The sequence below is a fragment of the Bradyrhizobium sp. 4 genome (genome assembly GCF_023100905.1).
GTDB lineage: Bacteria > Pseudomonadota > Alphaproteobacteria > Rhizobiales > Xanthobacteraceae > Bradyrhizobium.
This window is the reverse complement of sequence record NZ_CP064686.1, coordinates 5,072,821-5,086,641: the sequence shown is the minus strand read 5'-3', so window position 1 is coordinate 5,086,641 and position 13,821 is coordinate 5,072,821. Positions and strand designations below refer to the sequence as shown.

The 13,821-nt window shown below is 63.8% G+C and carries 13 protein-coding genes and 1 pseudogene; 6 read left to right on the top strand and 8 right to left on the bottom strand.

The window, feature by feature from the left end; all coding sequences use genetic code 11:
* Window positions 1-93: 93 nt before the first annotated feature.
* Window positions 94-1,419 carry a hypothetical protein gene (locus IVB45_RS24250; protein ID WP_247362407.1) on the top strand — a complete coding sequence of 442 codons (1,326 nt, stop codon included), beginning with the start codon at window positions 94-96 and terminating at the stop codon, window positions 1,417-1,419.
* A 106-nt stretch (window positions 1,420-1,525) separates the two neighbouring features.
* Here IVB45_RS24250 and IVB45_RS24245 read toward each other — a convergent pair whose 3' ends face one another.
* Both IVB45_RS24245 and purB read right to left on the bottom strand, forming a co-directional pair.
* A complete protein-coding gene (locus IVB45_RS24245) occupies window positions 1,526-2,698 on the bottom strand; it encodes a M20 aminoacylase family protein (RefSeq protein ID WP_247362404.1) in 1,173 nt (390 codons plus the stop codon).
* 108 nt (window positions 2,699-2,806) lie between these two features.
* Window positions 2,807-4,114 (bottom strand): adenylosuccinate lyase, encoded by a 1,308-nt coding sequence (gene purB, locus IVB45_RS24240; protein WP_247362401.1) that lies wholly within the window; start codon window positions 4,112-4,114, stop codon window positions 2,807-2,809.
* A 579-nt stretch (window positions 4,115-4,693) separates the two neighbouring features.
* Here purB and IVB45_RS24235 point away from each other — a divergent pair.
* Window positions 4,694-5,281 (top strand): TetR family transcriptional regulator, encoded by a 588-nt coding sequence (locus tag IVB45_RS24235; protein WP_027567688.1) that lies wholly within the window; start codon window positions 4,694-4,696, stop codon window positions 5,279-5,281.
* A 132-nt stretch (window positions 5,282-5,413) separates the two neighbouring features.
* Here the strand turns inward: IVB45_RS24235 and IVB45_RS24230 are convergent, their stop codons facing one another.
* The 6 genes and pseudogenes from IVB45_RS24230 to IVB45_RS24205 all read right to left on the bottom strand — a co-directional run bounded on the left by IVB45_RS24230 (window position 5,414) and on the right by IVB45_RS24205 (window position 10,698).
* Window positions 5,414-6,610: a hypothetical protein gene (locus IVB45_RS24230; RefSeq protein ID WP_247362398.1), complete on the bottom strand. Its 1,197-nt coding sequence runs from the start codon at window positions 6,608-6,610 to the stop codon at window positions 5,414-5,416.
* A 191-nt stretch (window positions 6,611-6,801) separates the two neighbouring features.
* Window positions 6,802-6,900: pseudogene (locus IVB45_RS24225) on the bottom strand (DNA-binding response regulator); the annotation flags it as partial.
* Window positions 6,901-6,995: 95 nt separating this feature from the next.
* Window positions 6,996-7,295 (bottom strand): hypothetical protein, encoded by a 300-nt coding sequence (locus IVB45_RS24220; RefSeq protein WP_007612080.1) that lies wholly within the window; start codon window positions 7,293-7,295, stop codon window positions 6,996-6,998.
* A 101-nt stretch (window positions 7,296-7,396) separates the two neighbouring features.
* Window positions 7,397-8,434 carry an MBL fold metallo-hydrolase gene (locus IVB45_RS24215; RefSeq protein ID WP_247362805.1) on the bottom strand — a complete coding sequence of 346 codons (1,038 nt, stop codon included), beginning with the start codon at window positions 8,432-8,434 and terminating at the stop codon, window positions 7,397-7,399.
* 235 nt (window positions 8,435-8,669) lie between these two features.
* Complete coding sequence (locus IVB45_RS24210; RefSeq protein ID WP_247362395.1) at window positions 8,670-9,320, bottom strand: response regulator transcription factor; 651 nt, start codon at window positions 9,318-9,320, stop codon at window positions 8,670-8,672.
* Between the two features lie 7 nt (window positions 9,321-9,327).
* Entirely contained in the window at window positions 9,328-10,698 is a 1,371-nt protein-coding gene (locus tag IVB45_RS24205; protein WP_247287251.1) for a histidine kinase, read from the bottom strand.
* Window positions 10,699-10,877: 179 nt separating this feature from the next.
* Here IVB45_RS24205 and IVB45_RS24200 point away from each other — a divergent pair, with 179 nt between their 5' ends.
* The 4 genes from IVB45_RS24200 (at window position 10,878) to IVB45_RS24185 (ending at window position 13,816) form a co-directional block, all read left to right on the top strand.
* Window positions 10,878-11,678 carry a MotA/TolQ/ExbB proton channel family protein gene (locus IVB45_RS24200; protein WP_247362802.1) on the top strand — a complete coding sequence of 267 codons (801 nt, stop codon included), beginning with the start codon at window positions 10,878-10,880 and terminating at the stop codon, window positions 11,676-11,678.
* Window positions 11,675-12,361, top strand: a complete 687-nt coding sequence (locus IVB45_RS24195) for a hypothetical protein (protein WP_027567694.1) — start codon at window positions 11,675-11,677, stop codon at window positions 12,359-12,361. The genes IVB45_RS24200 and IVB45_RS24195 overlap by 4 nt, the downstream gene beginning before the upstream one ends.
* Window positions 12,354-12,959, top strand: coding sequence for a hypothetical protein (locus IVB45_RS24190; protein WP_027567695.1), 606 nt, complete (start codon window positions 12,354-12,356; stop codon window positions 12,957-12,959). The genes IVB45_RS24195 and IVB45_RS24190 overlap by 8 nt, the downstream gene beginning before the upstream one ends.
* A 116-nt stretch (window positions 12,960-13,075) precedes the next feature.
* On the top strand, window positions 13,076-13,816 hold the full coding sequence (locus IVB45_RS24185; protein WP_247362393.1) for a metallophosphoesterase family protein: 741 nt from the start codon (window positions 13,076-13,078) through the stop codon (window positions 13,814-13,816).
* The last annotated feature ends 5 nt before the right edge of the window (window positions 13,817-13,821 follow it).

Here is a 13,821-nt window from a genome sequence, read left to right as displayed (position 1 = left end):
AGGGAGTGCAGGCGTAAGGTGAGAGCGGGCGACGTACGGCTTGCATGCCTTAGCGCAAACGAGCATCATCCCCAAAAAAAATGGGGGAAACCGATGTCACAACTTTCTCGCCGCCATCACCTTCAGCAATTGTCGGCCGTGCTCGGATCCGCCGCGCTGTCCGGGTGGTCGACGCCGGCATCGGCTTCAGAGGCGGACATTCCGCCGGAAGGCATCGGCGAGGGCATCAAGCACATCTCCTATAGCGACATCGGCGGACGGCCCGACAGCGTGCAGGTGATGTTCAACCGGCAGCACGTCTATGTCGGACACATGTTCAGCGACGGTGTGACGATCCTGGACGCATCCGATCCGCGTGCGCTGAAGCCGGTCAATTTCTTCACCGCAGGACAATACACCCGCACCCACCATTTACAGGTGGCGGAAGACCTGCTGCTGCTTGCGAACGGTGCCAATATCGTCGCGATGCAGTCCTACGACAACATGCGCGGCTATTTCGAGAACACGCTGGTCGACAGCATCACCAAGGCCAAGAAATTCCGCTGCGGCCTCTCGATCCACGACATATCGAAGCCGAACGAGATGCGCGAGATCGCGTTCCTCGAAATGCCCGGCTTCGGCATCAACCGGCTGTGGTGGCCGGGCGGGCGCTATGCCTATGTGTCGGCGCATCTCGACGGGTTCACCGACCACATCCTTTGCGTGGTCGATCTCAAGACCATCACGAAGCCGGAGATCGTCGCGAAATGGTGGCTGCCGGGCATGAACCGCGCGGCCGGCGAGCCGGCGACGCCAAAGGGCAAGCGCTTTGCGCTCCATCACATGATCACGGCGGGTGATCGTGGCTATGCCGCCTGGCGCGATGGCGGCTTCACCATTCATGACATCAGCGATCCCACGAATCCAAAGCTGTTGTCCCACATCAACTGGTCGCCGCCCTTCGCCGGCGGCACGCATACGCCGCTGCCGCTGCCCAAGCGACAGCTCGCAATCGTCGCGGACGAAGCGAACGCGGACAATTGCGCCAAGGGCCTGTTCCATACATTCGTTCTTGACGTGCGCGCGCCAGGAAACCCGGTGCCGATCGCGACCCTGCCGACCCCGCGCGACCGCGACTTCTGCACGAACGGCACCTTCGGGCCGCATAATCTGCACGAGAACCGCCCGGGCTCGTTCCAGAGCGAGGAGACAATCTTCGCGACCTACAACAATGCCGGCGTCAGGGTATTCGACGTCAGGGACGCCTTCGCACCGAAGGAGATCGCGTATTGGGTGCCGCCGACACCGAAAAAGCTCATCGACCCCCGCCCGAACGTCGCGCTCGCGGCCAAGACCTGCGACGCCTATGTCCGGCCGGACGGGCTGATGTTCGTCTCCGACTGGAACGCCGGCATGCACGTGCTGCAATATCAGGGATGAGTGGTGTTGTAGGGTAGGCAAAGGCGCAAAGCGCCGTGCCCACCATTCGCAGCGGAGAAGGCTCTGGTGGGCACGCTTTCGCTTTGCCCACCCTACGAGACCTGCGCTAACCCGCCGGCATCCGCGTTTCGACGAGTCGCGCCCAATAGGACGCGCCGTGGCCCAAGATGTTGTCGTTGAAGACGTAGGCCGGGTGGTGGCACTCGTTGCCGTCGCCCATGCCGACCAGGATCATCGCGCCGGGGCGCGCTTCAAGCATGAAGGAAAAATCTTCGGCGCCCATCATCGGAATGAACTTGTCGTTGACGCGCTCGGCGCCGACGATGTCGCGGGCGACGTCGGCGGCAAGGCCAGCCTCGCGCGCATGGTTCATCGTCACCGGATACATGCGCGTGTATTTGGTTTCCGCCGAACCGCCATAGGCGCGCGCGACGCTGTCGGCGACTTCGCCGATGCGGCGCTCGACGAGATCGCGCACTTCAGGGTCGAGCGTGCGCACGGTGCCGCCGAGCTCGGCGATCTCTGGGATGATGTTGAAGGCCGTACCGGAGTGGAATTGCGTGATCGAGATGACGGCGGACTTCAGCGGATCGACGTTGCGCGCGACGATCGATTGCAGCGCGTTGACGATCTGCGCGCCGATCAGCACGCTATCGATCGACTTGTGCGGACCCGCGCCGGCATGGCCGCCCTTGCCGTGGACGGTGATCTGGATGTTGTCTGAGGAGGCGAGCATCGCACCCGGCGTGGTCGCGAAATGTCCTTCAGGCAGGCCCGGCATGTTGTGCATGCCATAGACCTCCTGGATGTTCCAGCGCGTCATCAGCCCGTCCTCGACCATCGCCTTGCCGCCGCCGCCGCCTTCTTCCGCGGGCTGGAAGATCACGACCGCGGTGCCATCGAAGTTGCGGGTCTCGGCGAGATATTTGGCGGCGCCGAGCAACATGGCGGTGTGACCGTCATGGCCGCAGGCGTGCATCTTGCCGGGGACCTTGGAGGCGTAGGCGACGCCCGACGTCTCCATGATCGGCAGCGCGTCCATGTCGGCGCGCAGGCCAATGGTCTTGCCCGAGGCGGATTTGCGGCCGCGGATCACACCGACGACGCCGGTGCGGCCGATCCCCGTCACCACCTCGTCGCAGCCGAACTCGCGCAAGCGGTCGGCGACGATGCCGGCGGTGCGGTGGACGTCATATTGCAGCTCCGGGTTCTCGTGGAGGTCATGGCGCCAGGCGGCCATTTCGTCGGAGAGGGCGGCAACGCGGTTGACGATGGGCATGAGGAAGGTCCGCCTTGATTTGTAGCCCCGGATGAGCGAAGCGACATCCGGGATCTTTGTGAGGGAAGTCCCGGGTATCGCTGCGCTCACCCGGGCTACGAAGGACGTTCAGCTCTCGCCGAACACGCGCTTGAAGATCGTGTCGACGTGCTTGAAGTGATAACCGAGGTCGAACTGCTCCTCGATCTCGGCGTCGGTGAGATACTTCTTCACGTCAGCGTCCTTCTTCAGAAGCTGGAGGAAGTCGCCTTCGCCGCGCCAGACCGGCATGGCGTTGCGCTGCACGAGGTTGTAGGCGTCCTCGCGGCTTGCGCCCTTCTGGGTCAGCGCCAGCAGAACGCGCTGCGAATGCACGAGGCCGCCGAGGCGGTCGAGGTTCTTCTGCATGTTAGCGGGGTACACCAGCAGCTTGTCGATCAGGCCGGCGAGGCGCACCAGCGCGAAGTCGAGCGTCACGGTGGCGTCGGGGCCCATCATGCGCTCGGCGGAGGAGTGCGAAATGTCGCGCTCGTGCCAGAGCACGACGTTCTCCAGCGCCGGCGTCACATAGGCGCGCACCATGCGCGACAGGCCGGTGAGGTTTTCCGAGAGCACCGGATTGCGCTTGTGCGGCATCGCGGACGAACCCTTCTGCCCTTCGGAGAAGAACTCTTCGGCCTCCAGCACTTCGGTGCGCTGCATGTGGCGGATCTCCACCGCGAAACGCTCGACCGAGGAAGCGATCACACCGAGCGTCGAGAAATACATCGCGTGGCGGTCGCGGGGGATGACCTGCGTCGAGATCGGCTCGGGGACGAGGCCCATGGCCTTGGCAACATGCTGTTCGACGCGCGGATCGATCTGGGCAAAAGTGCCGACCGCACCGGAGATGGCGCAGGTGGCGACTTCCTTCCGCGCCGCAATCAGGCGCTCCCTGGCGCGCGAGAATTCCGCATAGGCATAGGCGAGCTTGAGACCGAAGGTCACGGGTTCGGCGTGGATGCCGTGGCTGCGGCCGATGGTCGGCGTCATCTTGTGCTCGAGGGCGCGCCTCTTCAGCGCCGCCAGCACCTTGTCGAGGTCGGCGAGCAGCAGGTCGGCGGCGCGGGTGAGCTGGACGTTGAGGCAGGTGTCGAGCACGTCGGAGGAGGTCATGCCCTGATGGACGAAGCGCGCCTCGGGGCCGACGATCTCGGCGAGGTGGGTGAGGAAGGCGATGACGTCGTGCTTGGTCTCGCGCTCGATCTCGTCGATGCGGGCGACGTCGAAACTGGCGTCCTTGGCCTTGGCCCAGACCGTTTTGGCGGCCTCCTTGGGGATCGTGCCGAGCTCGGCAAGGGCGTCCGCCGCATGCGCCTCGATCTCGAACCAGATCTTGAACCGGGTCTGCGGCTCCCAGATCGAGGCCATTTCCGGGCGGGTATAGCGGGGGATCATTGGACTGCTCCAGGAAGGTGGGCGGGCGACCCGGAAGGGGCGACCTGCCAAAATGCTTTTTACGCCGTGATCTAGCAGAGCGGGGAGGGCGAAACAAACGGCGCCGGCAACGTAGCGGGGGATGATTGGGCTGGACAGGATCATCGGCCCGGCGGCGGCGGGGCGATGGGCAGCCGGCCTCAGGGGAAGCTCGCAGATATTAACTGTCAATCACGGATCATTGACTGACAGATATTGAAATCTGTCAGCGAGACGTGTATATCGATTCTCGGACGCTCCGATTGGGCGTCTGGCGGCGTCCCGGGAGCCCGACGTCCCAAGCAAATGGGGGATTGAGGGTCGCAATTGAACAACGGGGACCGCCAATTGATTGGAGACTTACGACAATGACGACCGAAATCATCAATTTGACCGGGACGATTGGGCACTGGCTCAATTTACTGGTGGCGCGCCAGATCGCGGCGCAGGCTGCAAAACTGCCTCATTAAGGCGAGAGCTTTCCGAAACGACCGGCACGGGCGCTTCGGAAGCAGCCCCATCGCCGGGTAACTGAGCCCTCAACGGGAACATGGTGCTGGCATGAACGAAGCCGTTATCTTGACGCCGGAGCGGATCCTCGAAGTCACCGAGGACGTGCTGCGGCGTTACGGACTCGCCAAGGCCACCGTGGTCGACGTGGCCCGTGCGCTCGATGTGAGCCACGGCAGCGTCTACCGCCATTTCCCGAGCAAGGCCTCGTTGCGCGAGGCCGTCGCAAAACGCTGGCTGGACCGCATCGACGCGCCCTTACGCCAGCTCGCCGAAGAGCAGGGCCCGGCCCCGGCGCGGCTCGACCGCTGGCTGCGCACCCTGTTCGCCGCCAAGCGTTCGCGCGTGCTCGACGACCCCGAGATGTTCGACACCTATCTGACTCTGGCGCGCGAGGCCTGTGCAGCCGTCAAATGTCACAAGGACACCATGATCGACCAGATCGCGGCGATCCTGACCGACGGCGTGACGCAGGGCGTGTTCGCCGTGGACGACGTCAAGGCCACCGCACGCGCGATCTTCGATGCCACCGTCCGCTTTCACCATCCGGCTCATGCCGACGAATGGAAGGACGCCGATCTCGCGGCGCGCGTCGATGCCACGCTGGCGCTGGTATTGCGCGGGCTGAAGGCGGCGTGAGGTTGCGGAGCCTGCGCGCATCGCAGCTTGGGGTTTGATCCGCTCCTGCTTGTGCCTTTGGCAGGATGACGGGCTTGGCCTCGACGATTGTCTCGTGACCACCATCCCATCATCCTGCGTGGCTGTGAGCCGTCAGATGACGAAGTCCGTTGGATGCAGGGCCGCCGTGTGCACGCCGTCCAACGTGATGGTATCGTTGGCGGTGAGGTGGATCACGGCATCGCCGGCGCTATTGTCGCCAATGAGGCTGGAGAGGGCTGCCCAGTCTGCGAAGCCGTAGTCATCCAGGTTGATCAGGTCATGTTCGCTGGTGGTGCTGCCGACAGCCTGGTTGCCTTGATTGAAGTCGTTGATGATGTCCTGGCCGGAGCCCGTGTTGAACACGAACGTGTCGTTGTTCGGCCCGCCCCACAAGAGATCATTGCCGCCACCACCGTTGAGGGTATCCGTGCCTCCGGTGATCGAGCCGGGTGAGGAAGGAGCGTAGCTCATCGCATCGCCCGCCAGGCGATCGGGGCTCGATCCGCCGGTGAGGATGTCGTTCCCGCCGTGAGCATTGCCCGACATCGTGGGAGCGTCGCCATACAACGTCGTGCTGAAAGCAGCTCGCTCGCCATCGACGACGGCAGTGAGGATATCGTTCCCGCCCTGGGTATTGTCGGACATGGACGTTCCGGAATCGCCCGACAGGCTTCCTCCTCCCAGCTGGGCGTCGCTGCTCGCCGCAAAGGTCAGGATGTCGTTTCCGCCGACCGCGTTGTCGGTCATGGCACCCGTGGCATCGCCGCTGAGTGCGTCGCCGCCGCCATTTATCCCGTAATCCGTGGCGCTCAGCGTATCGTTCCCGCCATGCGCATTGCCGCTCATGGCACCCCCAGCGTCTCCGCTGAGCGACCCGAACGATCTCCATCCGGTCGACGCCGTCAGCGTGTCATTTCCGCCTCCCGCGTTGCCCGACATGTCGCCCTGGACGTCGCCATAGAGATAAACATTGGTGTAGAGCGAGTTGTGGGCATCGACATTGAGGGTGTCGTTCCCGCCCTGGGTATTGTCCGCCATGGATTGGGCATCACCAACGGTGACGGCACTATCCCAGCCGCCATCTACGCTCACCACGAGACTGTCGTTTCCTCCGTGAGAATTGCCATGCATGGCCACCAGGTCTTCCCCAACGAGCGTCACGTTCGAGTTGAGACTCGATATGGCTGCCGTCAACGCATCGTTTCCGCCCCAGTCATCGGTTGCCAACCCGGGATCTCCGAGCACGGTCATGGATTGACCGAAGTCCGGCAGGGTGACTGCGATAGTGTCGTTTGGCAGTTGGTGCATGTCGCTTCACTCCGATTCATTTCAGTCGCGGGGCCTGAAAGCAGCGGAGCTCTTTGCGAGACGCGCTGTGGCCGCGCTTAACGTTGAATTTGCTCGGAGTTGATGGCGGAGATTTGCTTTGGGTTGGATTTCATTGCGGCCGGAGGAACTTCGGCGCGCGGGGTAACGGAACTCGAGCGACGCCAGAAATTCGTCAGCCCGCAAGCCGCTGCGAGCCGCGCGAGCTGCGCATCCGTGCGCGCCCCGGTCTTCGTCTTGATCAGATAATGATAGTTCTGCAGCGTCTTGACTCTCGCGCTGGTATTGCGCGGGCTGAAGGCGTCGGCCGGACTGCCTTCGCGCGGTCCGAAGCCGCGACACCTGACGGGACCTGTCGGTTTCTATCTCAGACCTTATGGGCAACGCTGCCATTGCCGAGCGAGCGCGGATGATGGGTCTTTTTTCGCGCACGTAAGGCGGCGTTGGCCGATGGCACGACCGACGGGCTTTCCGGATAGGTATTGACTTCGATTTCGACCACATCCTTTGACCGCTTTCGAAGGCGGTAGAACGCAAGTTCCTGTTCGAGAATGGGGCAGTGGAATTGGATCGTCGCTGTGTCTGGCAGACGGCAGAGTTCATCGATGAGCTCGCCGACAGTGATGATCGGGGGATGATGGATGGCTTCGCGAATAGCCTTACTCATGGCGCAACTCCCTCACTCCGCTACTAACCACGGCGCGACGGTGTCAGTTCCAATCCTACCGGTCACAGCATGATCTAAAGTGCGAGCCGCGGGCCAGCGCCCTAAAGCGCGGCCGCCAAATGCGAGCTGCGCAAGCGCAATATGCCGAACGGGTCTTCGCGCCCAGCGAGTTTGCGATAGGTCGCAAGGTCGTCGAGCGTCGGACCTTCCCCGCGCCTGACATTCACGCCCGCAACCGTTGCAACCGGAATCGACGTGCCGAGGCCTGCGTAGAGATAGTTGTCGCCGAACGCCTTCTTGAGCGCGGCAAAAGTCGGCTCACCGGTGCAATGTCCCGGGGCTACGCTGTCGACCTTGAACCTGTCCTTGAGGGCGGTAACGACTTTCGCGATAGCTTCGTCAGGTGCGACGACCAGATGAAATCCCCCCGCGATGAGATGAATCCTGGGATTGATACCCGTCGCCGCTTCGACGATGCGCTCTATGCCGGGGTGCGAACAACCGACCAGAAGGACCATGCCGTCGGCCGTGTTGACGGCCAAGGACAGCTCCTTGAGTTCTCTCGTGCCCGGCGCGTCGGAAATCAGCGAGATAAGTGTGATACCGGGAGCGATCTCGGTGGTCTGATCGATCAGTTCGAAGTTCGCGTGGGCCCATGCCGTGCCGAACTTCATCACCGCGGGCGGCTTGCCTGCATAGTATCGCATCTCCGGCGGCAAAGCCTCGTCCTTGCGGTAGAAGCCGGACGGCAGAGACGAGCCGTAGATGCCAAATCCTTCCTTTGGCGCGTAGATCTTGACCGTCGGATTGATGCTCAGGAGGTAGGACAAGCCGGCCATATGATCGGAGTGGCGGTGTGAAAGAACGACAAAGTCGAGGTCCGAGAGATCAACTCCCTTGGCTTTCACGTTCGCCGCGAAGATTTCGGGATCGTTACCCGTATCGAACAGGATGCGTTTTCCCGCGATCTCGACAAGGGCGGAGAAACCCCAGTCCTTCGTCATCGCCTCATCTGTGCCGAAGGCGTCATAGAGAATCGTGATCTGGTTTTTCGCCTCCGTTGCCGCGCTTTCCGTAAGCCCGGTCGCAAGAACGCCGAAGGCGATCAGTGCTGTAAGAAGACTGTTCCTGATGTTCATGAAAGCGTCTCCTGTTGTCGTGCAAGACATACAACGGGAAGGAGGGCGGCCTCGAGAGCCGTCCAAACTGGCTCTCGACGAAAGATCGGAGTTGGACACACATCCACTGGCGGCTTGGTGCTGAATGCCGTGCCTGTGGTGAAGCCTAGCACAATCTAAGAGAGATTTGGAGACCTTCGTTGGGATGGCCAGTCGGGAACCAGATTCTGGTCGCAGCAAGCGCTCGCGTCAGGCTTTAGATTCTGGTCAGCCCACAATTGGCCGCCAACCGCACGAGCTGCGCATCCGTACGCGCTCCGGTCTTGGTCTTGATCAGATAGTGATAGTTCTGCACCGTCTTGACGCTGAGATTGAGATGCGCGGCGATCTGTTCGGTCGTGGCGCCGCCGGCGAACTGGCGCAGGATCTCGATCTCGCGTTCGCCCAGTTGATCCAGCGCCGAGCCCGCCGACAGGCTGTCCTCGGCCAGGATGTGCGCGATGTCGTCGCTCATGGCGCGTTCGCCGCGCGCCACGCTGCGGATCGCGGACACGACCGCGGACGGCTCGCTGCTCTTGGTGACGAAGCCGCTGGCGCCGGCACTGAAGGCTGCCTTCACCAGCACGGCTTCGTTGTGCATGGTGAAAACGAGGATCCGGGCCCGCGGGCTGCGCGCGCGAATGTTGCGGATGGCTTCCAGCCCGCTCGCGCCGGGCATCGAGATATCCAGCAAGACCACATCAGGATCGCGCGCCTTGAAGGCGCTGTAGGCATCCGCGGCGTTGTCGGCTTCCGCCACGACATGCAGATCGCCCTGGCTCTCCAGCACGCGCCGATAGCCTTGCCGCACGATCGGATGGTCGTCGACCAGCAGCACGGAGATGCCTGTTGCCGTAATCTCGTTCATGCCGGCCTCACGCGGCGAGCGGGATGGTGGCGGCGACGCTGAGTCCGCCTCGGGCGGGCAGGATCGAGAATGAGCCGCCGGCCGCTGCGACGCGCTCGCGGATGCCCGTGAGGCCAAAGCCGGCCGACTGCTTTACGCGTGCTGCGTCGCCGCCGCCATCGTCCTCGACACGGATCAGCAATGCATCGTCGTCGCCCGCGCGCCGTTCGACGCTGAGCGAAATCTCGCGTGCCGCGCCGTGGCGCAGCGCGTTGGTCAGGCATTCCTGCGCGACGCGATAGGCGGTGGTGGCAGCCAGGCCGCTAATGTCGGTGAGGTCGCCCTTAAGATCGAGCTGGATCGTCGGCCGCGCCGCGCTCTGCGAGCGCCAGCTATCCACCAAATTCACGAGGCTCGCCTCCAGCCCAAGCTCGGCGGGCAGGGGATTGCGCAGGCGCTTCAGCGCGTCGCGTAGCGAGGCCATCAGATGATGCGTGGCCTGCGAGATCATCCGCGCGTCCTGCACGATATCGTTGTGCTTGTCTGCCTTCGTGCTCGCCGTCTCGATGGTGTTGGCGAAGGCGAGGATGGCCGAGAGATTTTGTCCGAACTCGTCGTGCAACTCGCGGGCGAGCGCGCGGCGTTCGTCATCACGGATCTCGATCAGGCGCCGCGTCAGCGCCGCGCGTTGCTCGGTCGCTTCCTCCAACCGGCCGCCGAGCTCGCCGACGGCGCTGCCGATCATCGCCAGCTCCATCGAGCGGAAGCGCGGCAGTTTCGTGCGATACTGACCGCGGGCCATGCGCTGCAAGGCGATCACGATCGTGCGCGCCGGCGCCAGCGCATGCGCGATCGCGAGCGAAGCCAGGAGCGCGATCGCCGCCGCCATCAAGAGCGCGACGTCGATCACGTTGAGGATGTATTCCCAGGCGAGCGAGATGGCGGCCGTTTCATCCGGCGTCGCGACCACCGTTCCGGCGGTCGCCGCGCGGGGACTGACGGGCCGTATCGCTTCGGCATGGCTGCCGAGGAAGGTCGGCACAATCGATGCAAACCAGCGCGGCGGCGCCTTGCCGAGCCCCTCGCTCTGGCCGCAGAGCGGCTTTTCGAATGCGATGGCCGGTTGGAATTCGACGCAGACGCCGGGTGAGATCAGCTTCATCGTCTCCAGCGTGCGCCACTCCGGAACCGGCAGAAGCTGCTCGCGTGTTCTGCTGCTGCGCAACAAGAATTCGCGCCAGTACAGGGCTTGCAGAGCCTGGGCGACCCGCTGCGCCGAGGCCGCAGTCGCCCGGTCGACGCTGCGATAGGCGTCGAACGTGGCCCAGATGGTCGCCGCCCCGAGGCAAAGCGCGACGATGAGAAGCAGACGGGCGACAAGCTGAAGCACAAGGCGCATGCGATCACCCCAAAATTTGGTAAGGTCAGCCTAACAACGCCGCCGCGCCTTGCCAATTGCGAGGCACGGCAAGATGGCAGCTCGGGCAAATTTCCCAAGCCGGATTGGGCATGGCTCTTTGGACCGGGCGCGGCGGCTTTGATCTAATGGGCGGAATTCACGGCCAGGAGCAGTGCAGCATGAGTTCGATGACGATTGGGCCGATCGCGGGGCCTGCTGCCGACCCATCCGAGCGCAGCGCGCTCCTGTTCTGGATGATCTTCACCGGGCTTTCGATCTTCGCCGTCGTGCTGCTGGGGCGGTTCGGCCTGATCCGTCTGATGCTGACCTCGGACCGGACCTACATTTCCAGCGTGATCGCACTGCTCTATGTGCTCACCTGCGGTCACTGCTTCCTGCGCACGCGGGCCATCGCCCGTGAGGGCGCGGCGGCCCGGCGCTGCCGCGCGGTGCTCGCGGCGCCCGAGGGCGGGAGGTTGCTCGACGCCGGCGCGGCTGCGCTGCCGCGCGGGCTGGTGCGTGATCACATCGAGAGCCTCGTGACCAAGGCCGCGGCGCAGGACTACCGCCCGGTCGACCAGACCCTATTGCTGCGGACGCTTGCCGACCGGCTGCGCGGCTCCAACGGCTTCGGGGCCTTCGTCTCGGATACGCTGATGAAGCTCGGCCTGCTCGGCACCATCGTCGGTTTCATCATCATGCTGGCGCCAATCGCCGGGCTGGATGCTGCCGACAAGGTCGCGATGCGGTCCTCGATGGGGCTGATGAGCGACGGCATGGCGGTCGCGATGTACACGACGCTGGCGGGCCTGGTCGGTTCGATCCTGGTCCGCATCCAGTACTACATGCTGGATGCCGCGACCCAGCGGGTGTTCTCGGATGCCGTGGTGCTGACCGAGACTTATGTGACGCCGGTGCTGGAGCGCAAGGGTTTCGGAATCACGGGTTCTGGAATCAAGGGCGCTGGAATCGCGACATGATGGATGATTTCGGTCTCTATCCGCGCGAGGAGCCGTTCGATCCCTTGGGCGTGATGCTGTTCAAGGCACTCCAGGTGATCGCTTTCCTGTTCTTCCTCGCGCTGCTCGCGGTCTCACCGGACGCCAAGGACGGCAAGATCGATTCCAAGGCCGAGTTCATGATCACGCTGGACTGGCCCGACAGCCATCCCGACGATCTCGACCTGTTCGTGCAGGATCCCGTGGGCAACATCGCCTGGTATCGCCACCGCGAGGCCGGCTTCCTCACGCTCGACCGCGACGACCGCGGCGGAGCCAACGACTTCATCGTGGTCAACGGCAAGAAGATTGCCTCGCCGATCCGCGAGGAGATCGTCACGGTACGGGGCATCGTTCCCGGCGAATACACCGTCAATGTCTCACATTTCGTGGCGACGACAGGCGAACCCGTCACAGCCAATGTGAAGGTGCAGAAGCTCAATCCCACGGCGCAAGTGGTCTTCGACAACAAGTTCACGGTCGATCACACCGGCGACGAGAAGACCGCGGTGCGGTTCCGGCTCGATGCCGAGGGCAAGGTCGTCAATGTGGATCAGCGGCCGAAATCGCTGCTGGAGACGTTTCGCAGCGGCTGGCGCAACGGCGCCGATCTCGACCCGAGCACTGGCGTGAGCAAGAACGCTGTGAGGGTGCGCCGTGACTAGCCTGCAGACGGTCATCCTCACGCTATCGATAGCTTACGCCGTCATCGGCGCGCTGCTGCTGGTCGTGTTGGTCTATGCGCGGCTGCACTGGTCGATCAAGGCCGTTGCGGTGGTCGTGACCAGCGCCTTCTATGTCGTCAGCTTCACGGAAATGCGCGGGCTGCTCGGCTGGGCCAGCGCCGACCGGCTGCCGGCCTCCTTCAAGCTGCTGAAGGCCCGCATCGTCGAGCCGCATTCGCTGGAAGGCGATCCCGGCTCGATCTATCTCTGGGTCGAGCAGCTCGACGAGGACAATCGCCCAAGCGGCATACCGCGCGCCTTTCGTGTGCCCTACAATGACAGGCTGGCCGACAAGACCCATGCGGCGGAGAACGAGATCGCGCTGGGACATCCGCAAGGCGGCCGGGCCGCCGATTTCGGCGGCGGCGATGGCAGCCTCATCGACATGGTCAGGGAATATGTGACGCCCAAGACGATCCTGGAGACGAGCGGAGGCGATTCCTCGACCGGCGAATTCCTAGCGCCACCGGCCGGCGCGCAGGGCGCCGTGTTCACCCCGATTCCGCCGCCCCGGATGCCGCCGAAGGACGAGCAATAGGCTCTTCACCATCGCGACAGGGCAGCGCTGGCAAACCGCGCGCCGCTGGCGCATGTTCTTGACCTCCCTCAATTTGGCCTTATCGGCTCCCAATAAGGTTCGAGGGTGGAGGGTGCGTGCTTCTCGCTGTCTTCTCGGATATCCACGGCAACCGGCAGGCGTTCGAGGCGTGCCTGAAAGTCGCGCGGGCGCGGGGCGCCGAGCGGTTCATCCTGCTTGGCGACTTCGTGGGCTATGGCGCCGACCCGGAATGGGTAGTGGATACCGCGATGGAGCTGGTCGCCCAGGGCGCCGTCGCTGTGCGCGGCAATCATGACCAGGCGGTGAATTCCTCGGCCGAGACCATGAATGCCGAGGCGCAAGTCGCGATCGAATGGACCCGCGGCCGGCTCGACACCGCGCAGCGGCGGTTCCTGGCGGAATTGCCGATGCTGGTGGAGGACAGCGATCGTCTGTTCGTGCATTCGGAAGCCTCCAGCCCCCTGAGCTGGCACTATGTCCGATCGACGGCGGACGCCGCCAAAAGCCTGATCGCGACGCCCGCTCATGTCACGTTCTGCGGCCACATCCACCGCCCGGCGATCTATTCGATGTCGGTGACGGCGAAGATGTCGGGACTCGTGCCCAAGACCGACGTCTCCGTACCGCTGCTGCGCGGGCGGCAATGGCTAGCGGTGCTCGGCTCGGTCGGCCAGCCCCGCGATGGCGATCCATCCGCGGCTTTCGTGCTGTTCGATACGGTCACCTGCCTGATCACCTATTGCCGCGCGCCCTACGATGTCGAGACGGCCGCGAACCGGATCCGTGAGAACGGCCTGCCGCACTGGCTCGCCGACCGATTGTCGCAGGGGCGCTAGAGGCG

Excerpts from the sequence above, each read along its gene's own strand:
- IVB45_RS24250 (WP_247362407.1), top strand. The coding sequence starts at position 94 with ATGTCACAACTTTCTCGCCGCCATCACCTTCAGCAATTGTCGGCCGTG.
- IVB45_RS24245 (WP_247362404.1), bottom strand. The coding sequence starts at position 2,698 with ATGCCCATCGTCAACCGCGTTGCCGCCCTCTCCGACGAAATGGCCGCC.
- purB (WP_247362401.1), bottom strand. The coding sequence starts at position 4,114 with ATGATCCCCCGCTATACCCGCCCGGAAATGGCCTCGATCTGGGAGCCG.
- IVB45_RS24235 (WP_027567688.1), top strand. The coding sequence starts at position 4,694 with ATGAACGAAGCCGTTATCTTGACGCCGGAGCGGATCCTCGAAGTCACC.
- IVB45_RS24230 (WP_247362398.1), bottom strand. The coding sequence starts at position 6,610 with ATGCACCAACTGCCAAACGACACTATCGCAGTCACCCTGCCGGACTTC.
- IVB45_RS24220 (WP_007612080.1), bottom strand. The coding sequence starts at position 7,295 with ATGAGTAAGGCTATTCGCGAAGCCATCCATCATCCCCCGATCATCACT.
- IVB45_RS24215 (WP_247362805.1), bottom strand. The coding sequence starts at position 8,434 with ATGAACATCAGGAACAGTCTTCTTACAGCACTGATCGCCTTCGGCGTT.
- IVB45_RS24210 (WP_247362395.1), bottom strand. The coding sequence starts at position 9,320 with ATGAACGAGATTACGGCAACAGGCATCTCCGTGCTGCTGGTCGACGAC.
- IVB45_RS24205 (WP_247287251.1), bottom strand. The coding sequence starts at position 10,698 with ATGCGCCTTGTGCTTCAGCTTGTCGCCCGTCTGCTTCTCATCGTCGCG.
- IVB45_RS24200 (WP_247362802.1), top strand. The coding sequence starts at position 10,878 with ATGAGTTCGATGACGATTGGGCCGATCGCGGGGCCTGCTGCCGACCCA.
- IVB45_RS24195 (WP_027567694.1), top strand. The coding sequence starts at position 11,675 with ATGATGGATGATTTCGGTCTCTATCCGCGCGAGGAGCCGTTCGATCCC.